This window comes from Caulobacter sp. 73W (assembly GCF_041021955.1).
GTDB lineage: Bacteria > Pseudomonadota > Alphaproteobacteria > Caulobacterales > Caulobacteraceae > Caulobacter.
The window spans coordinates 3,770,678-3,793,047 of record NZ_CP158375.1; the positions used below are offsets into that span (position 1 = coordinate 3,770,678).

Genomic DNA, 22,370 nt, shown 5'->3' on the forward strand with positions numbered 1-22,370 from the left:
AGGAGGCCCCGGAACCTAAGCGGCGTCCGCCTTCCGGTCGAACTCCGCCCGCGCCAAGTCCATCTGCGCCTGGTTGGCGTGCGCCCATTGGCCCAGGGCGGCGACCGGCTCCTTCAGGGATTGCCCAAGGGCGGTCAGCTCGTACTCCACGCGCGGCGGCACTGTGGGGAACACCGTGCGGGTCACCAGTCCGTCGCGCTCCAGGTTGCGCAAAGTCAAGGTCAGCATGCGCTGCGAGATGCCGTCCACCATCCGCTTCAGCTCGTTGAACCGGCGCGGGCCGTCGGCCAGCAGCATGACGATCAGCACCGTCCACTTGTCGCCGATCAGGGACAGGACGTCGGTCACCGGGCGGCAGGCGGAGGGGGAATAGGAAAGATTGTTTGTCGTCATGGAACGCGGCTTTTCGGACAGGCGGGAAAAGTAACTTAGGAACAAATCCAGCCTACTCAAGGGTTTGGCTCGACGCCAGGCGGGCACATCCATGTGACTGGGGCTCAAACCTGTGCCCCAGCACCAGATTTGTGCGTTCTTGTGGGGTGAAAGGAGGCGCCCTTAATCGGCAGCAGGCTCGGTTACCGATCCGATCAAAAGGAAGGTTCTCCAATGACTCTGCTGCATATCGACTCCTCGATCCTGGGCGACAATTCCGTCAGCCGTCAGGTCTCCGCCGCGGTCGCCACCGCGATCACCAACGACGCGCCGGCGACCCAGGTGGTTTATCGCGACCTCGCCGCCGATCCGCTGCCGCACCTCAGCGGCGCGCATCTGGGCGGCGTCGCCCCGCAGGCCGAACTCGACGCCGGCGCCCTGGCGCTGGAGCAATTCCTGGCCGCCGACACGGTGGTCATCGGCGCCCCGATGTACAACTTCGCCATCTCCAGCCAGCTGAAGGCGTGGCTCGACCGCATCCTCGTGGCGGGCAAGACCTTCCGCTACGGCCCCAACGGCGTCGAAGGCCTGGCCGGCGGCAAGCGGATCATCGTCGCCCTGTCCAAGGGCGGCTACTACGGCGACGGTCAGCCGGCCGCCGGCATGGATTTCCAGGAGCCCTACCTGAAGGCGATCTTCGGCTTCATCGGCATCCACGACGTGGAGTTCGTCCGCGCCGAGGGCATCGCCGTCGGCCCTGAACAGCGTGAGCAGGGCATTGCTTCCGCCCTGGCCTCGGTCACGGAACTGAAGCGCGCGGCCTAGTCTCCGCCGCGCCGGTCGTCATCTCCTCGACGACAGACTTTGGAGACCTGAGCCTAGGTGGCGGCGTAGATCATGATCCCCGTCGCCACCGACAGGTTCAGGCTGTCAGCCCGCCCGCGCATGGGGATTTTCACGTTCACGTCGCAGGCGGCGGCCAGCTCGGGCGGCAGGCCCTGCTGTTCGTTGCCCATCAAGATCAGGGACGGCTTGCGGTACTCAGCCGTCCGGTGATCGACCTGCGCGGTCAGCAGGGTGCCAACCACCGACCCCGGCCAGGTCTCGCGGAAAGCCAGGAACTGCTCGATGCTCGCCTTGGCGATCTTCACCGCGAAGATCGAGCCCATGGTCGCCCGCACCGCCTCGACCGAGAAGGGGTCGCAGCAGTCGCCCACCAGGATCACCCCGCCGCAGCCGGCGGCGTCCGCCGTACGCACGATGGTGCCCAGATTGCCCGGATCACGCACCGCCTGCAGCGCCACCCAGCAGGGCGCGCTCTGGGGCTCCAGCGCGTCCAGCTCGGCGAAGGTCTGCTTGAACACCGCCACCACCGCCTGCGGATTGTCGCGGCGGCTGACCTTTTCCAGGATCTCGCGGTTGACCTCGATCACCTCGCCGCCGGCCTTGCGCGTGGCGTCGGCGGCCTTTTGCAGCATCGGGTGATCGGCGGCGTCCCGCCCGAACAGCAGGATGCGCGGGGCGTGGCCCAAGTCCACCGCCTCAATGATGATCTTCAGCCCCTCGGCCAAGAAGAGGCCGGTCTCCTCACGCTCCTTGCGCATATGCAGGGCGCGGACGGCCTTGACCGTAGCGTTGGTGACGGAGGTGACGACCTTGGGGTTCACGACGCGTACCTCGCAAAGAACGACAGGCCGATCTGACGGTCCTCAGCTTCCTCCACCAGGGCAAGCTCCCCCCAGTCGATGCGGCCGGGACGACCCGCCAGCTGCTCGGCCAGCAGACCCGACAGGGCCGCGCCGCTGATCCGCGCGGCATAGGCGTTGAGGATCAGGAAATTGGCGTCCGGCGACAGCAGCTCGGCGCACAGGCCGGCGAACTCCGGCAGGCCCTCGAACAGGCGCCAGACCTCGTTGTTGGGGCCGCGGCCGAATTTCGGCGGGTCCAGGATGATGCCGTCATAGCGATTGCCGCGCCGGACCTCGCGCTGGACGAACTTGCGCGCGTCCTCGCAGATCCAGCGGATCGGCTTGTCCTCCATCTTGGACAGGGCGGCGTTCTCACGGGCCCAGCCGATGGCCTTCTTGGAGGCGTCCACGTGCGTGACCTCGGCCCCCGCCGCCGCGCAGACCAGGGACGCCACGCCGGTATAGCCGAACAGGTTCAGCACCTTCAGCGGCCGCTTGGCGGCGCGGATCCGCTCATCCATCCACGCCCAGTTGGCCGCCTGCTCGGGGAAGAAGGCCAGGTGGCGAAAATTGGTGAAGCGGCCGTGGAAGCGCACATCGCCCCAGCCCAGGGGCCAGGTCTCGGCGGGCGGGTTGGAGAAGCGCCAGCGGCCGGCTTCTTCCTCGTCGGAAGGATCAAATACCGCGTCGGCGCTGTCCCACACCGCCGCTTCAAGACGCGGCCGCCACAGGCACTGCGGCTCGGGCCGCACGACCGTGTACTTGCCGTAGCGCTCCAGCTTGCGTCCGTCGCCGCTGTCGATGAGGGCGTAGTCGCTCCAGGCGGTCGTGCGCATGACAAGGGGCGTGTCCGCCACCGCGGGTTTTTGGCTGTCCATCTGTCGGCTGATACGCGCTGCGGGGAGGGGACGTCCACCCTCCGCGCGCCCTGGTTCAACGCGGATGCGACCTTGAGCGCGTAGCGCCCGTGGCGGCTGTTCTTGCGAACGCGGGTAGATTCCCTGTTAAGTGGCCGACCTATGACGTTGCGGGGATCGTTGTGACCGCCATCTTGAAGAAGCCGCAAAAATCAGCCCGCAAGGCCAAGGGCGACGGACATATGCGCCGGGGCGAAATCCTCAACGCCGCAGAGCGCATCTTCGTGGCCGAGGGCTATCACGGCGCCACGATCCGCAAGATCGCCGACGAGGTGGGGGTCTCCTCCACCGCGCTCTACATGCACTTCCGTGACAAGGACGAGATCCTGCTGGAGATCAGCGATTGCGCGATCTCGCGCCTGCTGGAGATCAACAGCCAGATCGCCGCCGAGCCGATCGACGCGGTCGCTCGCGTGCGCCGCATGCTTGAGGCCTATATGCGCTTCGCCTTCGACAACCCGAACGCCTACGAGCTGGTGTTCTGCTCGCCCTCGCGCGGGATCGGCGAGGACAAGGCCGGGGCCGTTCTGGAGCTGGGCGACCGCTGCTTTGAGAAATACCTGGGGGTCATCAAGGAAGTCGCCGCCCAGGGCCGCCTGCGCACCGGCACCGCCGAGACGGCGGCCGAGACCCTGTGGGCCGCCTGCCACGGCCTGGTCTCGCTGATGATCACCAAGCCTGATCGTGACTGGTCCAGCCCCGACGACCTGATGAAGGTCATGCTCGACGGCCTGCTCTACGGCCTCGTCACTGACTAGCTGAGGCCGTCGTGGCGGCCGCGGTGTAGCTGTAGCCGCCTCGTTTCAGGTCTGACGACAGCATCAGCGGCGCCGTGCCGCCGTTCAGGCGAGCGCGATAGACCTGCATCGTCTCCAGCGTCCGCATCACGTAGTTGCGCGTCTCGCTAAAGGGGATGCACTCGATGAAGTCGAGCGGATCGACGGATCCGCCGCGGGGGTCGCCGCAGAACGCCACCCACTGGGGCGGTCGGCCCGGACCGGCGTTATAGGCGGCTGCCGCCATGATGTAGCTGCCGCTGAACCGGTCCACCATTTGGCCCAGATAGCGCGAGCCCAGGCGCAGGTTGTACTCCGCCTCGTGCAGGCGTTGCAGGGAATAGCTCTCGCCCAGCTTGCGGGCCGTGTCCGACGCCGTCCCCGGCATCAGCTGCATCAGGCCCCGCGCCCCCGGCGCCGAGACGGCCGAGGTGTCGAAGTTGCTCTCCTGCCGGGCGATGGAGAAGACGAAGGCGTTCTCCGCCGAACCCGCCGGCAGTTCGGGCAGGCTGATGATCGGATAGCCGCGCTCGGGCAGGGTGAAGCCGCGCTGGGCCGCTGCGCGGGCGGCCCGCATGGCCAGGTCCTGGTCGCCGGTGGCGCGGGCCATATCGACGAGCAGGGCGCTTTCCTCGGCGTTGGGCAGGATGTCGTCGATATAGAGGACGAAGCCCCGGAAGCTGTCGCGCGCGCCGGCCGACAGCATCAGGCGCGCGGCGCGAACCAGTTCACGGCTTTCGAACCGGGCCTTGTCGGCGGCGGTGGGGATCGGGTCCTTGCCCAGGACCAGCTGCTGAAGCCCCGCGCGCTCGGCGGCCAGCTGGCCGTAGAAGGCGGTCTGGTATTGCGCGCCCTCGCCGTAGGCCGACTGGGCGCCGATCATGTCGCCCGCGGCCTCGGCGGCGCGGCCCTGCCAGTAGAACCCGCGAGAACGGGTGATCGGCGACTGGCCGATACCGGTGATCTGGGCGAAGTGACGGCCAGCCAATTCGGGGTTTTTGAGGCGCGTAAGCGCCAGCCAGCCAGCGTAGAATTCGGCCTCGGCCGCATCAGCGCCGTCGCTCAGGCCGGCGTTGGCGGCCGCATTATAGGCGCCGCTCGCGTCGCCGTTACGCAGAGACGAGACGATCAGCATCTTGCGTTCGGTCCAAACGCGGCTCTCTGCCTCGGCGGTCGGCGGAATCGGGAAATAGCGGACGAGGCCCAGGGCGGCCTGATCCAGACCTTTCTTGCGCAGGAAGGCGGCCCGCTCGAAGGCGACGCCCGGCTGGGTCTGCTGCTCAGGCGTCAGGGTCGCCAGCAGGTCGTTGGCGTTCGACGCCCCGTTGCGGAAGGCGATGCGCACCGCCGCCGCGGCCTGCTCGGACGCCGGCAGCATGGCGATCATGTCGCGCGTCGCAGGGCCCTGCTGGCCATAGAGCAGAATGTCGGCCCGGCGGATGTGGTCGTCCATGGTCAGCACGTCGCTGAACTGGGCCAGCATGCTGCGCTGGGCGTCGGCCTCGAACACCCGCTCTCGCCAAAAGCGCTTGATCAGCGTCGTCGCCTCGGCCTGACGGCCCTGGGCGCGATAGGCGTTGGCCAGGGTGATGGCGCCCTGGGCCGTAGTCGGCTCGGCGCCGCCGAACCAGGCGATGGTGCGGGCCGGATCGAGGCCGGCGGTGCCCAACAGCTTTTCAGCCGCGCTCTGGCGCTTGGCGGCCCGCGGCCAGCCGTCCAGGTCGCGTCGGGCGTTGTCCAGCTCGTAGAAGCCCAGCTGCTCCGGCGCGGCGTCGGCCAGGGCCCAGGTGATGATCTTGCGGGTCAGCGGATCCTGAGCGGCCACTCGCGCGCTACGCAGGGTGGCGGTGTCGCCACGGCGCAAAGCGTCGAGCGCCGATTTCAGCAGGGCGGCGTCTGTCGGAGAGGGAGCGGCGTAAGACGGCGTCGAATCAGTCGGCGTCTGTTGGGCGGCGGTCATCGCCGTCTGGGCGTCCGCGACGCCGTTCACGAGCACCACAGCGCCCGTCGCCACAAGGATTCTACGCAACAAGGAAGCCAAGCCGACATACTCCAGTTCAAAACCTGCCGGACGGCTGTTGCCGCGCCCCCGTCCGCAGACATATTGTCCGCGCCACAAAAGGCGGTCGCAAGCGTAGCCGCCGCCAACTCACGGCAATTTGCTCGAAAATCCTGCAAGATATGGTCCACATCCCCTTCAAGGGCGTCATCACCGCCCTCATCACCCCGTTCAGCGGCGGCTCTGTCGACGAGGACGCCTTCGTCAAACTGGTCGAGCGCCAGATCGCGGCGGGCGTGCACGGCCTGGTTCCGGTCGGCACCACGGGCGAGACCTCGACCCTCAGCCACGACGAGCACCGCCGCGTGGTCGAGCTTTGCGTGAAGACCGCCGCCGGCCGCGTGCCGGTCATCGCGGGCGCCGGCTCCAACGCCACGGATGAGGCGATCGAGCTGGCTCGCCACGCCAAAACCATCGGCGCGGACGCCGCCCTGATGGTGACGCCGTACTACAACCGTCCCAGCCAGGAAGGCCTGTTCCGCCACTACGAGGCGGTGGCCAACGCCGTGCAGATTCCGCTGGTGGTGTACAATGTGCCGGGTCGCACCGGGGCCGATCTCGCCAATGACACCCTAGTTCGCCTGTCCAAGCTGCCCAACATCATCGGCATCAAGGACGCCACTGGCGACCTGACCCGCATCAGCCACCAGCGCATCACCTGCGGCGATGACTGGGTCCTGCTGTCGGGCGACGATCCCACGGCCCTGGGCTATGTCGCCCACGGCGGCCACGGCTGCATCTCGGTGACGTCGAACGTCGCCCCGGAAGCCATGGCCACTTTCTTCAACGCCGCCATGGCCGGCGACTACGAGACGGCCCGCTACTGGCAGGACCGCCTGATCCGCCTGCACAAGGCGCTGTTCCTGGATTCATCGCCGGCGCCGACCAAGTTCGGCCTGTCGCAGCTTGGCCTGTGCAGCGAGGACGTGCGCCTGCCGCTCGCCCCCTGCAACGACGCCGTCAAGCCGCAGATCCTGGAAGCCATGCGCGAGGCCGGCGTCCTCTGATGGCCGGCCCGACGATCGCTGAAAACCGCCGCGCGCGCTTCGACTACTTCCTCGAGGACACCTTCGAGGCGGGCCTCGCCCTGACCGGGACAGAGGTGAAGTCGCTGCGCACGGGGCGGGCCAACATCGCCGAGTCCTACGCGTCGGTGGAAGGCCGGGAGATCGTCCTGATCAATGCGGACATCCCGCCGTACGGTCACGCCAACCGTTTCAACCACGAGCCGCGCCGACCGCGTAAGCTGCTGCTTCACCGCAAGCAGATCGACAAGCTGATCGGCGCGGTCCAGCGCGACGGCCGCACGATCATCCCGACGCGGCTCTATTGGAACGACAAGGGCCTGGCCAAGCTCGAGCTGTCGATCGCCAAGGGCAAGAAGCTGCACGACAAGCGCGAGACCTCCGCCGAGCGCGACTGGGCCCGCGACAAGGCCCGCCTGCTCCGCGACAAGGGCTAGGCGCCCCCTCAGCTCTCGATGTGCGCCTTGGCCTGTCGGAAGATGTCCTCGAACATCGCCGGGGTCAGGCGGCCGGTGTTCGTGTTCAGCCGCGAGCAGTGATAGCTGTTGATCAGCCGGATCGGTCCCGCGTCGAAGATCGAGCCATGGCCCGGCGCGCCGGCCGACGCCTTGTAGCCCAGCGCTTTCAGCACATTGCGCCGTGACACGTCGCCTAGGGTGACGATCACCTTCAGGTTCGGCATGCCCACCAGCCGTTTGGTGAGGAACTGGCGGCAGGTGTTCTCTTCCGAGGTCTCCGGCTTGTTCCCCGGCGGGGCGCAGCGCACGGCGTTGGAGACCATGCAGTCGATCAGCTCAAGGCCGTCGTCCGGCCGCGCCTCGTACTTGCCCTTAGCGAAGCCCAGCTTCAGCAGGGTCTCGTACAGCAGCCAGCCGGCGTGGTCGCCGGTGAAGGGGCGCGCGGTGCGGTTGGCGCCCATGCGGCCGGGGGCCAGGCCCGCCACTAGCAGGCGGCCATTGGTGTCCCCGAAAGACGGCGCGGGGCCGTTCCACCAGTCTGGATGCTGGGCCCGGTTCTCCATGCGATAGGCGACGAGGCGCGGGCACAGCGGGCAGTCGCGGGGCGGCTCGGCGCCCCAGGACGCGACCTGGGTCTCAATATTCATCGTCGGCGTCCCGCTCGGGCGCGCGGCCTTCGGTGACGAAGCGGGGCAGGGGGCTGCGCGCCGGGCGACCCACCATGTCGGCCAGATCGGCCAGCTCCACGAAGGTGTCGGCCTGGCGGCGCAGGTCATCCGACGCCATGGGCGGTTGGGACTTCATGGTCGAGACGACGGTCACCCGCTTGCCCTTGCGCTGCACCGCCTCGATCATGGCGCGGAAGTCGCCGTTGCCGCTGAACAGCACCAGGTGGTCGGCGTGGTCGGCCATGCCCAGCATGTCGACGGTCAGCTCCACATCCATGCTGCCGCGCCAGCGCTTGCGGCCCTGGGCGTCGGTGTATTCCTTGGCCGACTTGGTCACCATGGTGAAGCCGTTGTAGTCGAGCCAGTCGACCAGCGGGCGGATCGGCGAATAGTCGTCGTTCTCGGCGATGGCGGTGTAGTAATAGGCGCGGATCAGGACGCCCCGGCGACTGAACTCCGTCAGCAGCTTCTTGTAGTCGATGTCGAAGCCGAGGGCCTTGCTGGCCGAGTAGAAGTTCGCCCCGTCGATGAACAGGGCGAGCCGGTCGGTGGGATAAAAGGTCACGATCAAATCCAGTGAATCAATCCGCTGAACATACCGATCTGGACGACGCCGTCATCGTCGCTCTGGGCAGCGACCTGCCAGGGCCGTTCGCCTCCTGCGTCGACCTGCTGGAGGCGGCGCTGGAGCGGTTCGCCGACCACGGTCTGACGACCGTCGCTCGTTCGGGATGGTGGCGCTCGGCCGCCTGGCCCGATCCCTCCAAGCCCCCTTACGTGAATGGCGTGGTCCTGGTGCGCACCAGCCTGGACCCCCGTGAGACCCACCGCGCCTTGCAGGGCTTGGAGAACGCCTTCGGGCGACAGCGGGGCGAGGCTAACGCGCCGCGCACCCTGGACCTGGACCTGATCGCCTTCGGGCGGGCGGTGATCGACACCGCCGACCTGACCTTGCCGCACCCCCGGGCTCATGATCGCCTGTTCGTCATGGGACCCCTGTCGCAGGTGGCGCCGGGCTGGCGGCACCCCATATCAGGCGGGTCCGCCGCCGTTCTGGCGGGCTCTGCGACGGTCGGCCGCGACGCAAAGCCGATCTGAGCGGCCCTTGACATTGCCGGCGAGGTTGAACAAACAGCCGCGCCTCTATATTTTAGCTCGTTCTATTCCCGTTCCGAGGACTCCATGGCCCGCGTCACCGTCGAAGATTGCGTCGAGAAGGTTCCCAACCGCTTCAGCCTCGTGCTGCTGGCGGCCCACCGCGCGCGCGCCATCTCCGCTGGTGCGGCGCTGATGATCGACCGCGACAACGACAAGAACCCGGTCTGCGCCCTGCGCGAGATCGCCGACGACGTCGTCGACGCCGAAGGCCTGAAGGAAAACCTGATCGGCACGCTGCAGCGCGTCGATGAGCACTCGGAAGCCGAGGAAGAGGCCGAAACCCTCGCCCTGCTGGCCGACCCGACGCACCAGCAGATGAGCGAGGCCGAACTGGTCCGCGCCCTGCAAAGCGACCGGGACGGCGGCCAGGAGGAGCGGTACTGAGCCCCGAAGGCTCAGAACCTCTCATTCTAGAGGCGGCCGAGCCGGCCGCCCCACCTCCGAACACGCGACAAGCGGAAGCCGGACAAGCGCCGGCTTCAGTCGATTCGAAGAAGGCCGTGCGGCCCAAGTTCCTTCGCCAGTACGAACTGATCGAACGGGTCCTATCCTATGACCCGACCGCCGACGAGGCGTTGCTGAACCGCGCCTATGTCTACGCCATGCGCATGCATGGCTCGCAGACCCGGGCCTCCGGCGACCCGTACTACGCCCACCCCATCGAGGTTGCGGGCATCCTCACCGAATACCGCCTCGACACGGCCAGCATCGTCACCGCGCTGCTGCATGACGTGATCGAGGACACCGCCGTCACCCGCGAGGACATCGAGACCCTGTTCGGGCCCGAGGTCGGCGAGCTGGTCGAGGGCGTCACCAAGCTTTCCAAGCTGGAGCTGCAGGCCGAGCACCTTCGCCAGGCCGAGAACCTGCGCAAGTTCATTCTGGCCATCTCCAAGGACGTGCGCGTCCTGATGGTCAAACTGGCCGACCGTCTGCACAACATGCGGACGCTGCACTTCATCAAGAGCCCGGCCAAGCGCGAGCGGATCGCCCGCGAGACCCTGGACATCTACGCCCCCCTGGCCCGCAGCATCGGCGTGCACCGCATCTGCACCGAGCTGGAGGAGCTGTCCTTCGAGCATCTGAACCCGGTGGCGCGGAACGCGATCATCCGCCGCCTGGAGGTGCTGCGCGACGAACAGGGCGGGGCGACCTCGCTGGTCAGCCAGGCCATCGCCGCCCGCCTGGACGGCGCCGGCATCCCGGCCCGGGTCTATGGCCGCGAAAAGCAGCCCTATTCGATCTGGCGCAAGCTGCAGCGAAAGTCGGTCGGCTTCGCCCAGTTGTCGGACATCTACGCCTTCCGTGTCATCGTCGACACGACGGACGACTGCTACCGCGCCCTGGGCGTGGTGCACCGCGCCTGGCCGTCGGTGCCGGAGCGGTTCAAGGACTACATCTCCACGCCCAAGCGGAACAACTACCGCTCGATCCACACCACGGTGGTGGGATCGAAGGGCATGCGCATCGAGATGCAGATCCGCACCGCCTCCATGGACCGCGTGGCCGAAGAGGGCGTGGCCGCCCATTGGCGCTACAAGGACACCTCGTACGGCTTCGACGCCGAGGCCATGGAGCAGGACGGCGGCCGCGATCCGCTGGCCAACCTGCGCCAGTTGGTCCAGGTGCTGGAGCATGGCGGCGACGCCGAGGACCTGATCGAGCACGCCAAGCTCGAGATGTTCCTCGACCAGGTGTTCGTCTTCACGCCCAAGGGCAAGCTGGTCAGCCTGCCGCGCGGGGCCATGCCGCTCGACTTCGCCTATGCCGTCCACACCGACGTGGGCGACACCTGCATCGGGGTGAAGGTCAACGGCGAGCTGAAGCCGATGCGCACGGTGCTGAACAACGGCGACGTGGTCGAGGTGGTGCGCGGCTCAAAGCCGGTGGTGCCGCCGGATTGGCGCTCTCTGACCGTGACGGGCCGGGCTCGCTCGGCCATCCGCCGCCACATCCGCCAGACCGAGAAGGAAGAATTCCTGCGTCTGGGCCGCACGGCCATCGACCAGGGCTTCGAGCGCGCCGGCAAGAAGCGCTCGGGCGTCTCCCTGCGCCCGGTGCTGGAGCGGTTCGCCGTCCCCGCCGAGGATGACCTGTACGACGCCGTCGGCCGTGGCCGCATCACCGCCAACCAGGTGCTGGAGGTGCTGTTCCCCGGCCTGAAGGACAGCGAGAAGACCCCCACCGCCGGCAAGCGGATCGAGGACGGCGCCGCCGCCCGCGCCTATGTCCGCGGCAGCGGTCTGACGCCAGGTATCAGCCTGCACTTCGGCACATGCTGCAACCCGGTGCCGGGCGACCGCATCGTCGGCATCGTCGAGCCGGAAAAGGGCGTGGTGGTCCACACCATCGACTGCAAGCGTCTGGCCGAGTTCGAGGATCGCGAAGACCTGTGGCGTGACCTTAGCTGGACCTCGGAAGCCGAGCGCGAGACGATCTCCCAGGCCCGCCTTCACGCCACCATCACCGATGCGCCGGGCGTGCTGGGCCAGGCCTGCACCATCGTCGGCGAGGCGGGCGGCAACATCGTCGGCCTGGTGATGAACCATCGCCATTCGGAGTTCTTCGACGTGGTCATGGACGTCGAGGTCAAGGACGCCAAGCACCTGACCCACATCGCCGCCGCGCTTCGGGCCTGCCCGAACGTCGAGACGGTCGAGCGGGCCAGAGGTTAAGCGACAGTCCGGGCTAGGCCGGGACCAGCGTCCCCGGCGTCGTCCTCAGGCGGGCCGCGTCCCGCAAGGGCGGCGCACCGAACACCCGCCGGTATTCCCGACTGAACTGCGACGGGCTTTCATAACCCACGGCGTGCCCGGCCGACGCGGCGTCCATGTTCTGCGCCACGATCAGGCGGCGGGCTTCCTGCAGGCGTAACTGCTTCTGGTATTGCAAGGGGCTCATGGCCGTGACGGTCTTGAAGTGCTGGTGCAGGGCCGAGGCGCTCATCCCCGCTTCCGAGGCGACGTTTTCGACGCTGAACGGGCGGCTGTAGTTCAGCTTGATCCACGAGATGGCGCGGTTCACCTGCTGCAGTCGATTGTCTGCCATGGCGATCTGGGTCAGGCGCGCGCCCTGGTCGCCGGTCAGCAGGCGATACAGGATCTCCCGCTCCACCATAGGCGCCAGGACCGCGGCGTCGGCCGGCGTGTCCAGCAGGGCGACCAGCCGACGGGCGGCGTCCAGCAGCGGCGCGGTCACCGGGCTGACCGCCACGCCTCCGACAGGCTCGCGTCGAGGCGAGGCCTGGCCGCTGTCCATGATCAGCGCGCCGACCATGTCCGGGTCGATGTCCAGCCGCAGGCAAAGATACGGCTCCTCGGGCGTCGCCTCGATCACCTGGCCGATCACCGGAACGTCGACCGAGACGATCAGGTACTTCTCGCGGTCGTAGATATAGGCGGCGTCGCCGACCAGGACCTGCTTCCGCCCCTGGACGATCAGGCAGACGGCGGGTTCGTGCAGGGCCAGCAGCGGCTCGGTCGGGGTGGAGGCGCGGATCAGGACGACGTGGGGCAGGGCGGTCTCATGCACGCCGTCGCTTCCCGTGAATTGTTCAATCAAGTCGGCCAGCTCTGTCCGGGCTTCCATCGTGATCTCCTTACCCTTGCGCGATCATCTCTACGGGCGCGATCTTGGCTCCGCCATCGGTCGAATGTGATCCTGGAGGATCAGGCAATCCTTGGCCAGTATTGATCTACCGCCCGCGCCTCGTCTGGGCGGATGTTGACCTCACCCGGCCGACAGGGCCGCTCCGCAGATACGAGGTCTTCAAATGTCCAGCGTCCAAACTCTTCAAGGCAAGGTCGTCGTCATCACCGGCGCCAGCAGCGGCATCGGCGAGGGTACCGCCCGCCTGCTGGCCCAACGCGGCGCCCATGTGGTGGTCGGCGCCCGCCGCACCGACCGCCTGGCTGTCCTGGTCGACGAGATCACCAAGGCCGGCGGTTCGGCCCGCTTCCACGCCGTCGACGTCGTCGACCGGGCCAGCGTCGAGACCTTCGTCGCCGCCGCGGTCGCCGAGTTCGGCAAGATCGACGTGCTGGTGAACAACGCCGGCGTCATGCCGCTGTCGCCGCTCAACGCCCTGAAGCTGGATGAGTGGGACCGGATGATTGACGTCAACATCCGTGGCGTCCTGCACGGGATCGCCGCCGCCCTGCCGCACATGGAGGCGCAAGGCTCCGGCCACATCGTCAACATCGCCTCGATCGGCGCGCACTCCGTGGTGCCCACCGCCGCGGTCTACTGCGCCACCAAGTTCGCGGTGCGCGCGATCTCTGACGGCCTGCGCCAGGAGACCGACAAGCTGCGGGTCACCGTGGTGTCGCCGGGCGTGGTGGAGTCCGAACTGGCCGACACCATCTCCGACGAGGCGTCGCGTGAGGGGATGAAGGCCTTCCGTCGCATCGCCATCCAGCCGGACGCCATCGCCCGCGCCATCGTCTATGCGATCGAGCAGCCGCAGGACGTTGACGTCAGCGAGCTGATCGTCCGTCCGACCGCCAGCCCGTACTGAGGCTAAAGCTCGGCCTCGCCCTTCAGGACCGGCACACAGCCGCCGCCGACGGTCGCACGGATGCCGTCGGCGGTTCGGCGCGCGGTGGCACTGAGCAGGGAAGGGCGGCCCATCTCCACGCCCTGGATGATCTCCCACGCGCCTTCGTCGGCGTCGGTGAAGGACAACAGCAGGGCGGCCAGGGTGACGTTGGCGCTGCCGGTGGCGGCGTCCTCCCAGGTTCCGGACAGGGGCGCGAACATCCGGGCGCGGATGCGGCCCCCATTCTTGGCGTTAGGGTCGCGGGCATAGAGGTGCAGGGCCAGTCGCTGGGTTTCGAGCTGGTCCGAATGGGCGGCGAGGGCAGTCTGGAACGCCGCCAGGTTCGGCGCGGCGCGGGTCAGGGCCTCCGGGGTCACCTCCGCGAAGAAGAACGGGTTGCCGGTGCTGGCCAGGATCGGCGGATGGGTGTCGGTCACCAGGTCGGACACATGCAGTCCGGCGCAGGCGGACGCGTGGTCCGCCGGCAGGATCATGCCGGTGGATAACGGCTGCGGGGCTGCGATTATGCCGCCCGTGGGCTGCCCGTCGGCGTCGCGCTGGATCGTCACCTCGACGATGCCGGCCGGAACCTCCAACCGCAGGGCGTCGCCGCCGCGCATCTTGGACAGGACATATCCGGTGCCGACGCTGGGATGGCCGGCGAAGGGCATCTCGGCGGAGGGGTTGAAGATGCGCACCCTCGCCGTGTTGGCCGGGTCTTCCGGCGGCAGGATGAAGGTCGTTTCGCTGAGATTGAACTCGGTCGCCAGGGCCTGCATCTGCTCGCCCGTCAGGCCGCGCGCGTCGGTGAACACCGCCAGCGGATTGCCCCCGAAGCGGGTGTCGGTGAACACGTCAAGCGTGACGAACGAGTAGGTCGGCATGGTTCAGGTTCCAGCATTACGGCCAGGATTCCTTGACATGGAATTAGTCGATTGGCAAATTCCCTAAATGGAGCTCGCCGAGATTTTCCGCGCCCTGGCCAATGACAAGCGCCTGCTGGTGCTGGAGTGGTTGAAGGACCCGGTCACGCATTTCCCGCCGCAAGTGGATGGGGATCTGGTGGAGGACGGGGTCTGCGGCGTGTTCATCGCCGACAAGCTGGGGGTTTCGGCCCCGACGCTCAGCGAGCACATGAAGGTGCTGGTCAAGGCGGGGCTCGTCACGCCCAAGCGGATCAAGCAGTGGACCTTCTACAAACGCGACGAGTCGGCGCTGACCCAGGCCAAGCGGGCGATCGAGACGCAGGTCTAGGCTGCTCGTGTTCGAGCGGCCGCAAGGTGAATTGCGACACGGGATTTAGGAGGTTCTACGTCTCGCCGACGCCAGCCTGATCCAGGCTGGAGAATGAGCGGCCGCCATCAAGGCGTACATCACCGCCATTCCATTCAGATGGGGCAGGGATGTGGCTGCGCATAGAGTCGCCAGCGGGCTTGGCTGGAGCGCTGCGCTCGCCGCCATGAAGCCAAATACCGGTGAGGCGCACAGGCTGATGCAAGCCGACAGAGTCAGGCGCGCGGAGGGGCTCATGCCGGCCTTTGGCTGCACGAGGCTAGCGAGGGGGCTTCTGGACGGCGCGAACGAGACCGCTGGGGCCGCCGCCACAGAAGAAGCGGTCCCGCCCGTCGCTTTCGAGACCCGAGACGACGGCGCCCGAGGGCATGCGCACGGCTTCAAGCACCTGCCCTGAGGTCGGATCCAGGCGGCGAAGACCGCTTTGCTCATCCTGCCAGAACCCGTGCCACAGCTCGCCGTCGATCCAGGTGACGCCCGTCACTTGGCGGTCGCTGTCGACGCTGCGCAGAACCTTGCCATCGGCGGGGTCGATCTCGTGGATCTGGCGATCGGCGAACTGTCCAACCCAGAGAGACCCTTCCGACCAGGCCAATCCTGAAGCGGCCCCATCGCCAGGGGCTGGGATGGAGCCGACGACCGCGCCTGTCTTGGGATCGACCTTGAGGATGCGGGTCCCCGCGATCTGGAAAAGGTGCTCACCGTCGAAAGCCGTGCCCGCATGGGCGGCGACGTCGATGGAGCCGACGACCGCTCCGCTGTCGCTGTCGAGCGCGTTCAGCCTTTCGCCGCTGGCGAACCAGATGCGCTCGCCGTCGAAGGTCACGCCATGGACGCCCTCGACCCCATCGAAGGGGCCGTACTCCCGAAGAATTTCCGCGTCGGACTGTTTCATGTTCGCAAGCCTATACGGGCGTGATGGAATTCATGAGTAACAAGCCTGTCGGGAAACCGGGGATTGGCGGGGCGATCCACCGGCGGCTTCGTCCATCGCCATGCGACCGCACCTTGCCGGCGCCGGCCAAGGCCTCGAGGGCGCGCTGCACCGAACGCTGGCTGCGGCCCAGGACGAGGGCCAGGGCGGCGCTGGACCAGGCTTCGCCGTCGGAGAGAACCCCAAGCAACCCGGCGTGAGGGCCGTCCTGCGGAGGGTCTAGAAGGACAAGCTCACAGCCCTCTTGGGGCGAAAGGGCGTAGCCTCCGGGCGTGGCGATGAGGCCGCAGACGCTCAACAGTTCGGCGCGCAGGCGTCCGATCTCCACCCGAAGGCGGGCGCGGTGGCTTTCATCCACCTGCCGCGCGCCGAAGGCGTCTATGAGCAGCGTGCTACGGGTCGCTTCTTGCGGCCAAGCCTTAGCGAGGGCGCGCGCCAGGGCAAACAGAACGGGTCGTTTGGCGAGATCGACAGACCTGCCGGCCAGATAGATTGAGCGGCGACAGCCATCGACCACCACCGTGGTGTTCGACGCAAGAATACGCTCGACCTCTTCAAGCTTGATCGCCTGCTCATGGCCCTGACGGATCAGCTTGGCGGCGGGAAACTCAAGACTTGCGATGGCGCGGTCCACCTCGGCCAGGAGAACCTGGGACCTGGCGGCGCGGGCGGCGGTCTTGGCGCGCTGGATCGCCGAGCGCGCCGATGCGGCATGCAGCCGGCGCACGTTCAAGGCCGCGATGACCAGTTCATGCGCCGCCTGATAGGCCGGGGGCAGGGCGGCTGGGCTCAGGCCGCTCAAGATCTGATCGGCTTCCCGCAGGCGGCCGATCAGGACCAGTCGTCGGACTTGCAAGTGGCCCGCGTGAGCGGCGTTCACCCGGTCCCCGCTGTGTTCGAGCGTCGTGCGCGCGTCATCCAGATCGGATGACGACTCGGCCAGATCGCGCGAGGCGAGATCGATCTCGGCCTGAGCCAGGATGCAGCGCGCGCGGTAAACCAACTCCGTGGGAGCAAACCCTGCCGCCGCGGCTTTCAGCAGCGACCTTGCGCGGGCGAAGTCGCCCAGTCGAGCCATGGCGATCCCTCGAATGGCGAGGGCGGGCGGATCATCCCGCAGGGCGACCCGTTTGAGAGCGCCGAGGACATCCCCGACCGCCATGGCGCGGGCGGCGGCGGTGATCAGAGAATCCAAATCGGCTCCGAGAGTTTGTCGCCATCCAAGGCTGAACCGCCCCAGACTAGCGGCGATGTCGAACCTTCAGAAGGCGGCCCGGGAACCCCGTCACACTTGTTACTCCCCACGCCATCGGCGCGCCGCCTAGCGTTCGATCGCCGCCGCCACGACGCGGTGCGTATGGAGAGACAGACGATGACGGCTCATCCGGTGGTGAACAAGGACAGGTGGCTTGAGGTCCGCCTGCAACTGCTCGAAGCGGAAAAGGACCTGACGCGCCGCAGCGACGCTGTGGCGCGCATGCGCCAGGCGCTGCCCTGGACCATCGTCGAGAAGGACTACCGCTTCGAGACGGAAGCAGGCGAGGTGGGGTTGAAGGACCTGTTCCGCGGCCGCTCGCAGCTGATCATCTATCACTTCATGTTCGGCCCCGACTACAAGGCCGGTTGCCCCTCCTGCTCGGCGATCGCCGATGGTTTCGAGGGCGTTGTGACTCATCTGGAGAACCACGACGTGGCTTTCGCGGCTGTGTCGCGGGCTCCGCTGGAGCGGTTGCTGGCCTATCGCCGGCGCATGGGCTGGACGTTCGATTGGGCTTCGTCCCACGCGACGGACTTCAACTTCGACTACGCGGTCTCCTTCACTGAGGCAGAGCAGGCCAGGGGCGTCGTCGCCAACTACCGGCAGGAGCCGCCGCTCGACCAGGCGATGACGGTCATGCCGACCGAGACAATTCTGGAAGGACCGGCCAAGGGCGCGGCGGCGAGCGGGACGGACTTGGCGACCTATGCGCGGGAGCGGCCAGGCATGAGCAGTTTCGTCATCCAGGACGGGGTCGTGCATCACGCCTACTCGACCTATTCGCGCGGGGTGGACGCCTTGTGGAACGCCTATGTCTGGCTGGATCGCGCCCCCATGGGGCGGAACGAGCAAGGCTATTGGTGGCGTCGTCACGACGAGTACGGAGGCGTCTGACCTGATCTGGATCAAGGGGCCGGCCGGCTTTCCGCTTGCCGGGCCTCCTGCCGGATTGGACCTTGGCCTGCGGCGGTGTATGCAGCGGCCCATGACCAACGAAGACGTTCTCGCTGAATTCCGTGGCGCCGGCGCCCTGCGCGAAGGCCACTTTGTGTTGTCGAGCGGGCTGCACAGCCCGGTGTTCCTGCAGAAGAACCTGGTGTTCATGGACACCACGCGCTGCGAACGCCTGTGCAAGGCCCTGGCCGCCAAGATCACCGCCCAGGTGGGCAAGGTGGACGTGGCGATCTCGCCCGCGGTGGGCGGCATCATTCCCGGCTACGAGACGGCCCGCCATCTGGGCGTCCGGTCGCTGTACGTCGAGCGCGCCGACGGCGAGTTCAAGCTGCGTCGCGGCTTCACCGTCGAGCCGGGCGAGAAGGTCGTCATGGTCGAGGATATCGTCACCACCGGTCTGTCGTCGCGCGAGTGCATCGCCGCGATCAAGGCGGCGGGCGGCGAGGTCGTGGCCGCGGCCTGCATCGTCGATCGCTCCGGCGGCCGCGCGGACGTGGGCGTGCCGCTGATCGCCCTGGCCACCCTGGACGTGCCGGCCTATCCGGCCGACGCCCTGCCGCCGGAACTGGCGGCCATCCCGGTTCAGGATCCGGGCAGCCGGAGGCTGAAGGCGTGACGCTGCGGCTCGGGGTCAATATCGACCACGTGGCGACCATCCGGAACGCCCGCGGCGAGACCTATCCCGAACCCACCCGCGCGGCGGAACTGGCCCTGGCGGCCGGCGCCGACGGGATCACCGCGCACCTGCGCGAGGATCGGCGCCATATCTCCGACCGCGACATCGAGGAGCTGTCGGACCTGTGCCGCCGGCGCGGCAAGCCGCTGAACCTGGAGATGGCGGTCACCGACGAGATGCTGGGCATCGCCCTGAAGCATCATCCCCACGCCGCCTGCCTGGTGCCCGAGCGGCGCGAGGAAGTGACGACCGAAGGCGGCCTGGACGTCGTGAAGGGCCAAAACAGCATCGGCCCGACCGTCGCCGCCCTGCGCGAGGCCGGCAGCCGGGTGTCCCTGTTCATCGAGGCCGATCCGGCCCAGATCGAGATGTCCCACAAGCTGGGCGCCCATGTGGTCGAGCTGCACACCGGCGCGTTCTGCGACGCCATGCGGGCAGGGGAGAACGACCGCTCGGCCGCCATCCTGCAGCGCCTGAAGGACGGCGCGGCCCTGGCGCAGAGCCTGGGGCTGGAGGTCCACGCCGGCCACGGCATCGACTACGCGACGGTCAAACCCATCGCCGCCATCTCGCAGGTGATGGAGCTGAACATCGGCCATTTCCTGATCGGAGAGGCGATCTTCGTCGGCCTTGCCGAGGCCATGCGCCGGATGCGCAACCTCATGAACGAGGCGCGCGCGTGATCATCGGCATCGGTTCGGACCTGTGCGACATCCGCCGGATCCAGAAATCTCTGGACCGGTTCGACCAGCGCTTCACCAATCGCCTCTTCACCGAGGTCGAGCGGACCCGGTCCGAGCGCAAGCCCGACCGCGCCTCCAGCTACGCCAAGCGCTTCGCCGCCAAGGAGGCCTGCGCCAAGGCCCTGGGCACGGGCGTGCCGCGCCGGGGCGTGCATTGGGCCGACATGGGTGTGGTCAATCTGCGCTCCGGCCAGCCGACCATGGCCCTGACCGGCGGGGCGGCCGAACGACTGGCCGAGCTGATTCCCGAGGGCATGGTTCCGGTCATCCACCTGTCGCTGACGGACGATCATCCCTACGCTCAGGCCTTCGTGATCATCGAGGCGCTGCCGGCTCCGCAGGGCTCCTGACGGCCTCCTAACGCCGAAGTAACGGGCGGGACGCTTGCCGGACCCGTATGCAGCGTCTAGCTAGGCGCAATCATCGCGCGTGCGCGTACAAAGGACCCTTCCGGCATGACCGAAGCCGCCGAGCAGAAACCCAGCGCCGTCAGCGAGTTCGTGGAGATCGTCAAGACGGTCGTCTACGCCCTGCTGATCGCCCTCGTCCTGCGGGTTCTGCTGTTCCAGCCGTTCACGATCCCCTCGGCCTCCATGGAACCGACGGTGCTGGAAGGCGACTACATCATCGTCTCCAAGTTCTCGTACGGGTACAGCCGCCACTCGATCCCGTTCAGCCCGCCTCTGTTCGAGGGCCGGATCTTCGCCAGCACGCCCAAGCGCGGCGACGTCATCGTCTTCAAGCTGCCCCGCGACGACCGCACCGACTACATCAAGCGCCTGATCGGCCTGCCCGGCGACCGCATCCAGGTGCGCGGCGGCGTGGTGCTGATCAACGGCAAGGAACTGCCGCGCGAGATGCTGGACTTGGTCGAGGTCGACACCGGCTACGGCTTCAGCCGCGCCGTGCAGCAGTTCATGGAAACCAATCCGGAAGGCCGCAAGTACACCACCTACGACTTCGGTCCCGACGGCGAGCTGGATGACACCGGCGTCTATGTCGTGCCGGAAGGCCACTACTTCTTCATGGGCGACAACCGCGACAACTCCATCGACAGCCGCGTGCCGATGGAAGTCGGCGTGGGCATGGTTCCGGCCGAGAACCTGGTCGGCAAGGCCCAGATCATCCTGCTGTCCTGGAACAAGGGCGCGGCGCTGTTCAAGCCCTGGACCTGGGTGCTCGACGCCCGTCCGAGCCGGTTCGCCAAAGTCATTCGATGAATGCCCGCGTCGAAGCTGTAGAGCGGCTGGAAGCGCGGATCGGCTACGTCTTCAAGGATCGCGCCCTGCTTGAGCGCGCCCTGACCCACGCCAGCGTCGGCGACGGGGCCAAGAAGACCGAGGACAACGAGGTTCTGGAGTTCGTGGGCGACCGCGTCCTGGGTCTGGTCGTCGCCGAGGCCCTGGCGGAGCGTCATCCCAAGGCCAAGGAAGGCGAGCTCGCCCCGCTGCTGAACGGGCTGGTCAGCCGCGAGACCTGCGCGAAGGTGGCGCGGGAGATCGACCTGGGCTCGGCCCTGCGCATGTCGGCCTCGGCCACCAAGATCGGGGTGCGCGAACGCGGCTCGGTCCTGGCCGGGGGCTGCGAGGCGCTGATCGCCGCGCTCTACAAGGACGGCGGCCTGCCGGCGGCTCAGGAAGTGATCCTGAACCTGTGGGCGGAAGCCTTCGAGGCCGGCCCGAAGAGCCGCCGCGATTCCAAGACCCAACTTCAGGAATGGGCGCAGGGCGGTGGTCGCCCGCTGCCCGCCTATGAGGTCACCGGCCGGACCGGACCCGATCATGCGCCGATCTTCACCGTGCAGGTGAGCGTCAAGGGCGTCGAACCCGTGACCGCCGAAGGGCGTTCGCGACAGGAAGCAGAAAAGGCGGCCGCGCGAGCCATGCTCGACCGCGAGGGCCAGAAATGACTGAACAGAACACCCGGGCCGGTTTCGCGGCCATCATCGGCGCCCCGAACGCCGGCAAGTCCACCCTGGTCAACCGACTGGTGGGGGCCAAGGTCTCCATCGTCACCCAGAAGGTGCAGACCACGCGCTTCCCCGTGCGGGGCGTGGCTATCGAGGGCGACGCCCAGATCGTGCTGGTCGACACGCCCGGCATCTTCAAGCCGCGCCGCCGCCTGGACCGCGCCATGGTCCGCTCCGCCTGGAGCGGGGCCGAGGGGGCCGAGACGGTGGTTCACCTGGTCGACGTGCAGGCCGAACTGGCCGTGCGTGAAAGCGGCGCCAAGGCGGGCGATCACCGCTCGGTCGAGGACGTCCAGACCATCATCCAGGGTCTGAAGGAAGCTGGCCGCCAGGTGATCCTGGCCCTGAACAAGATCGACGGCATCAAGCGCGAGACGCTGCTGGCGGTGACCAAGGAGCTGTTCGACACCGGCGTCTATTCGGAGGTCTTCATGATCTCCGCCACCAAGGGCGAGGGCGTCGACGACCTGAAGGCGCGCCTGGCCGAGCTGATGCCGGCCGGCCCGTGGCTCTATCCGGAAGACCAGACCGCCGACCTGCCGGTCCGCCTGCTGGCCGCCGAGATCACGCGTGAGAAGGTCTATCTGCGCGTTCACGAAGAGCTGCCCTACGCGGCCAGCGTGGAGACCACGGCCTTCGAGGAACGCCAGGACGGTTCGGTCCGCATCGAGCAGACCATCCTGGTCGAGCGTGACGGCCAGCGCGCCATCATCATCGGCAAGGGCGGCCAGACCCTGAAGTGGATCGGCGAAGCCTCGCGCACCGAGCTGACCGACATCCTCGACCGTAAGGTCCACCTGTTCCTGCATGTGAAGGTCAAGGAGAACTGGGCCGAGGAGCGGGGCACCTATTCGGACCTGGGCCTGGACTTCGACGTCTGATCCG

General features: G+C 67.6%; 26 protein-coding genes. 16 read left to right on the plus strand and 10 right to left on the minus strand.

Annotation, left to right across the window (positions count from 1 at the left end; genetic code table 11):
• Nucleotides 1-15 precede the first annotated feature (15 nt).
• Nucleotides 16-393 (minus strand): winged helix-turn-helix transcriptional regulator, encoded by a 378-nt coding sequence (locus ABOZ73_RS17995; RefSeq protein WP_369059475.1) that lies wholly within the window; start codon nt 391-393, stop codon nt 16-18.
• Between the two features lie 213 nt (nt 394-606).
• Between ABOZ73_RS17995 and ABOZ73_RS18000 the strand changes: the two genes are divergently transcribed.
• Entirely contained in the window at nt 607-1,197 is a 591-nt protein-coding gene (locus ABOZ73_RS18000; RefSeq protein ID WP_369059476.1) for an FMN-dependent NADH-azoreductase, read from the plus strand.
• Nucleotides 1,198-1,250: 53 nt separating this feature from the next.
• On the opposite strand, the gene ABOZ73_RS18005 is transcribed toward ABOZ73_RS18000, so the two are convergent.
• Both ABOZ73_RS18005 and ABOZ73_RS18010 read right to left on the minus strand, forming a co-directional pair.
• Entirely contained in the window at nt 1,251-2,039 is a 789-nt protein-coding gene (locus ABOZ73_RS18005) for a TrmH family RNA methyltransferase (RefSeq protein ID WP_369059477.1), read from the minus strand.
• Nucleotides 2,036-2,896 (minus strand): class I SAM-dependent methyltransferase, encoded by an 861-nt coding sequence (locus ABOZ73_RS18010; protein ID WP_369059478.1) that lies wholly within the window; start codon nt 2,894-2,896, stop codon nt 2,036-2,038. The genes ABOZ73_RS18005 and ABOZ73_RS18010 overlap by 4 nt, the downstream gene beginning before the upstream one ends.
• Nucleotides 2,897-3,099: 203 nt before the next feature.
• Here ABOZ73_RS18010 and ABOZ73_RS18015 point away from each other — a divergent pair, with 203 nt between their 5' ends.
• A complete protein-coding gene (locus tag ABOZ73_RS18015) occupies nt 3,100-3,735 on the plus strand; it encodes a TetR/AcrR family transcriptional regulator (RefSeq protein ID WP_369059479.1) in 636 nt (211 codons plus the stop codon).
• Here the strand turns inward: ABOZ73_RS18015 and ABOZ73_RS18020 are convergent.
• On the minus strand, nt 3,725-5,782 hold the full coding sequence (locus ABOZ73_RS18020; protein WP_369059480.1) for a transglycosylase SLT domain-containing protein: 2,058 nt from the start codon (nt 5,780-5,782) through the stop codon (nt 3,725-3,727). The genes ABOZ73_RS18015 and ABOZ73_RS18020 overlap by 11 nt on opposite strands.
• 152 nt (nt 5,783-5,934) lie before the next feature.
• Between ABOZ73_RS18020 and dapA the strand changes: the two genes are divergently transcribed.
• Together dapA and smpB are read left to right on the plus strand one after the other, a co-directional pair.
• Entirely contained in the window at nt 5,935-6,819 is an 885-nt protein-coding gene (gene dapA, locus ABOZ73_RS18025; protein ID WP_369059481.1) for a 4-hydroxy-tetrahydrodipicolinate synthase, read from the plus strand.
• A complete protein-coding gene (gene smpB, locus ABOZ73_RS18030) occupies nt 6,819-7,274 on the plus strand; it encodes an SsrA-binding protein SmpB (protein ID WP_369059482.1) in 456 nt (151 codons plus the stop codon). Before dapA ends, smpB begins: the two co-directional genes overlap by 1 nt.
• Nucleotides 7,275-7,282: 8 nt before the next feature.
• On the opposite strand, the gene ABOZ73_RS18035 is transcribed toward smpB, so the two are convergent.
• A complete protein-coding gene (locus ABOZ73_RS18035) occupies nt 7,283-7,942 on the minus strand; it encodes a uracil-DNA glycosylase (RefSeq protein ID WP_369059483.1) in 660 nt (219 codons plus the stop codon).
• Complete coding sequence (locus ABOZ73_RS18040) at nt 7,932-8,528, minus strand: NYN domain-containing protein (protein WP_369059484.1); 597 nt, start codon at nt 8,526-8,528, stop codon at nt 7,932-7,934. Before ABOZ73_RS18040 ends, ABOZ73_RS18035 begins: the two co-directional genes overlap by 11 nt.
• Nucleotides 8,529-8,539: 11 nt before the next feature.
• Here ABOZ73_RS18040 and folK point away from each other — a divergent pair, with 11 nt between their 5' ends.
• The 3 genes from folK (at nt 8,540) to ABOZ73_RS18055 (ending at nt 11,796) form a co-directional block, all read left to right on the plus strand.
• A complete protein-coding gene (gene folK, locus ABOZ73_RS18045) occupies nt 8,540-9,061 on the plus strand; it encodes a 2-amino-4-hydroxy-6-hydroxymethyldihydropteridine diphosphokinase (protein ID WP_369059485.1) in 522 nt (173 codons plus the stop codon).
• A gap of 84 nt (nt 9,062-9,145) precedes the next feature.
• Entirely contained in the window at nt 9,146-9,505 is a 360-nt protein-coding gene (gene rpoZ, locus ABOZ73_RS18050) for a DNA-directed RNA polymerase subunit omega (protein WP_369059486.1), read from the plus strand.
• A 218-nt stretch (nt 9,506-9,723) separates the two neighbouring features.
• Nucleotides 9,724-11,796 carry a bifunctional (p)ppGpp synthetase/guanosine-3',5'-bis(diphosphate) 3'-pyrophosphohydrolase gene (locus tag ABOZ73_RS18055; protein WP_369062575.1) on the plus strand — a complete coding sequence of 691 codons (2,073 nt, stop codon included), beginning with the start codon at nt 9,724-9,726 and terminating at the stop codon, nt 11,794-11,796.
• Between the two features lie 13 nt (nt 11,797-11,809).
• Here ABOZ73_RS18055 and ABOZ73_RS18060 read toward each other — a convergent pair whose 3' ends face one another.
• Nucleotides 11,810-12,709 (minus strand): AraC family transcriptional regulator N-terminal domain-containing protein, encoded by a 900-nt coding sequence (locus ABOZ73_RS18060; protein WP_369059487.1) that lies wholly within the window; start codon nt 12,707-12,709, stop codon nt 11,810-11,812.
• A 184-nt stretch (nt 12,710-12,893) separates the two neighbouring features.
• On the opposite strand from ABOZ73_RS18060, the gene ABOZ73_RS18065 reads away from it, so the two are divergent.
• A complete protein-coding gene (locus ABOZ73_RS18065) occupies nt 12,894-13,637 on the plus strand; it encodes an SDR family oxidoreductase (protein ID WP_369059488.1) in 744 nt (247 codons plus the stop codon).
• A 2-nt stretch (nt 13,638-13,639) separates the two neighbouring features.
• Here the strand turns inward: ABOZ73_RS18065 and ABOZ73_RS18070 are convergent, their stop codons facing one another.
• Nucleotides 13,640-14,542: a PhzF family phenazine biosynthesis protein gene (locus tag ABOZ73_RS18070; RefSeq protein ID WP_369059489.1), complete on the minus strand. Its 903-nt coding sequence runs from the start codon at nt 14,540-14,542 to the stop codon at nt 13,640-13,642.
• Between the two features lie 67 nt (nt 14,543-14,609).
• Between ABOZ73_RS18070 and ABOZ73_RS18075 the strand changes: the two genes are divergently transcribed.
• Entirely contained in the window at nt 14,610-14,912 is a 303-nt protein-coding gene (locus ABOZ73_RS18075) for an ArsR/SmtB family transcription factor (protein ID WP_369059490.1), read from the plus strand.
• 298 nt (nt 14,913-15,210) lie between these two features.
• Here ABOZ73_RS18075 and ABOZ73_RS18080 read toward each other — a convergent pair whose 3' ends face one another.
• Nucleotides 15,211-15,846: a glutamine cyclotransferase gene (locus ABOZ73_RS18080; RefSeq protein WP_369059491.1), complete on the minus strand. Its 636-nt coding sequence runs from the start codon at nt 15,844-15,846 to the stop codon at nt 15,211-15,213.
• A 10-nt stretch (nt 15,847-15,856) separates the two neighbouring features.
• A complete protein-coding gene (locus tag ABOZ73_RS18085) occupies nt 15,857-17,080 on the minus strand; it encodes a helix-turn-helix domain-containing protein (protein ID WP_369059492.1) in 1,224 nt (407 codons plus the stop codon).
• A gap of 177 nt (nt 17,081-17,257) precedes the next feature.
• On the opposite strand from ABOZ73_RS18085, the gene ABOZ73_RS18090 reads away from it, so the two are divergent.
• The 7 genes from ABOZ73_RS18090 (at nt 17,258) to era (ending at nt 22,366) form a co-directional block, all read left to right on the plus strand.
• Nucleotides 17,258-18,037, plus strand: coding sequence for a DUF899 domain-containing protein (locus tag ABOZ73_RS18090; RefSeq protein WP_369059493.1), 780 nt, complete (start codon nt 17,258-17,260; stop codon nt 18,035-18,037).
• A 91-nt stretch (nt 18,038-18,128) separates the two neighbouring features.
• Nucleotides 18,129-18,713 carry an orotate phosphoribosyltransferase gene (pyrE, locus tag ABOZ73_RS18095; RefSeq protein WP_277786214.1) on the plus strand — a complete coding sequence of 195 codons (585 nt, stop codon included), beginning with the start codon at nt 18,129-18,131 and terminating at the stop codon, nt 18,711-18,713.
• Nucleotides 18,710-19,456, plus strand: a complete 747-nt coding sequence (locus ABOZ73_RS18100; RefSeq protein ID WP_369059494.1) for a pyridoxine 5'-phosphate synthase — start codon at nt 18,710-18,712, stop codon at nt 19,454-19,456. The genes pyrE and ABOZ73_RS18100 overlap by 4 nt, the downstream gene beginning before the upstream one ends.
• Nucleotides 19,453-19,866 (plus strand): holo-ACP synthase, encoded by a 414-nt coding sequence (acpS, locus tag ABOZ73_RS18105; protein ID WP_369059495.1) that lies wholly within the window; start codon nt 19,453-19,455, stop codon nt 19,864-19,866. The genes ABOZ73_RS18100 and acpS overlap by 4 nt, the downstream gene beginning before the upstream one ends.
• 105 nt (nt 19,867-19,971) lie before the next feature.
• On the plus strand, nt 19,972-20,736 hold the full coding sequence (gene lepB / locus ABOZ73_RS18110) for a signal peptidase I (protein ID WP_369059496.1): 765 nt from the start codon (nt 19,972-19,974) through the stop codon (nt 20,734-20,736).
• The gene (gene rnc, locus ABOZ73_RS18115; protein WP_369059497.1) at nt 20,733-21,425 is read left to right on the plus strand and encodes a ribonuclease III; all 693 of its coding nucleotides are present in this window, start codon (nt 20,733-20,735) and stop codon (nt 21,423-21,425) included. The genes lepB and rnc overlap by 4 nt, the downstream gene beginning before the upstream one ends.
• Complete coding sequence (era, locus tag ABOZ73_RS18120; RefSeq protein ID WP_369059498.1) at nt 21,422-22,366, plus strand: GTPase Era; 945 nt, start codon at nt 21,422-21,424, stop codon at nt 22,364-22,366. Before rnc ends, era begins: the two co-directional genes overlap by 4 nt.
• Nucleotides 22,367-22,370: the final 4 nt, after the last annotated feature.

Bases quoted from the DNA above. Each gene is read 5' to 3' on its own strand.
- ABOZ73_RS18070 (WP_369059489.1), bottom strand. From the start codon at position 14,542: ATGCCGACCTACTCGTTCGTCACGCTTGACGTGTTCACCGACACCCGC.
- lepB (WP_369059496.1), top strand. From the start codon at position 19,972: ATGACCGAAGCCGCCGAGCAGAAACCCAGCGCCGTCAGCGAGTTCGTG.
- ABOZ73_RS18010 (WP_369059478.1), bottom strand. From the start codon at position 2,896: ATGCGCACGACCGCCTGGAGCGACTACGCCCTCATCGACAGCGGCGAC.
- dapA (WP_369059481.1), top strand. From the start codon at position 5,935: ATGGTCCACATCCCCTTCAAGGGCGTCATCACCGCCCTCATCACCCCG.
- era (WP_369059498.1), top strand. From the start codon at position 21,422: ATGACTGAACAGAACACCCGGGCCGGTTTCGCGGCCATCATCGGCGCC.
- ABOZ73_RS18080 (WP_369059491.1), bottom strand. From the start codon at position 15,846: ATGAAACAGTCCGACGCGGAAATTCTTCGGGAGTACGGCCCCTTCGAT.
- ABOZ73_RS18075 (WP_369059490.1), top strand. From the start codon at position 14,610: ATGGAGCTCGCCGAGATTTTCCGCGCCCTGGCCAATGACAAGCGCCTG.
- ABOZ73_RS18065 (WP_369059488.1), top strand. From the start codon at position 12,894: ATGTCCAGCGTCCAAACTCTTCAAGGCAAGGTCGTCGTCATCACCGGC.
- ABOZ73_RS18035 (WP_369059483.1), bottom strand. From the start codon at position 7,942: ATGAATATTGAGACCCAGGTCGCGTCCTGGGGCGCCGAGCCGCCCCGC.
- ABOZ73_RS18000 (WP_369059476.1), top strand. From the start codon at position 607: ATGACTCTGCTGCATATCGACTCCTCGATCCTGGGCGACAATTCCGTC.
- rpoZ (WP_369059486.1), top strand. From the start codon at position 9,146: ATGGCCCGCGTCACCGTCGAAGATTGCGTCGAGAAGGTTCCCAACCGC.
- pyrE (WP_277786214.1), top strand. From the start codon at position 18,129: ATGACCAACGAAGACGTTCTCGCTGAATTCCGTGGCGCCGGCGCCCTG.
- smpB (WP_369059482.1), top strand. From the start codon at position 6,819: ATGGCCGGCCCGACGATCGCTGAAAACCGCCGCGCGCGCTTCGACTAC.
- ABOZ73_RS18090 (WP_369059493.1), top strand. From the start codon at position 17,258: ATGACGGCTCATCCGGTGGTGAACAAGGACAGGTGGCTTGAGGTCCGC.
- ABOZ73_RS17995 (WP_369059475.1), bottom strand. From the start codon at position 393: ATGACGACAAACAATCTTTCCTATTCCCCCTCCGCCTGCCGCCCGGTG.
- ABOZ73_RS18055 (WP_369062575.1), top strand. From the start codon at position 9,724: ATGCGCATGCATGGCTCGCAGACCCGGGCCTCCGGCGACCCGTACTAC.
- ABOZ73_RS18060 (WP_369059487.1), bottom strand. From the start codon at position 12,709: ATGGAAGCCCGGACAGAGCTGGCCGACTTGATTGAACAATTCACGGGA.
- rnc (WP_369059497.1), top strand. From the start codon at position 20,733: ATGAATGCCCGCGTCGAAGCTGTAGAGCGGCTGGAAGCGCGGATCGGC.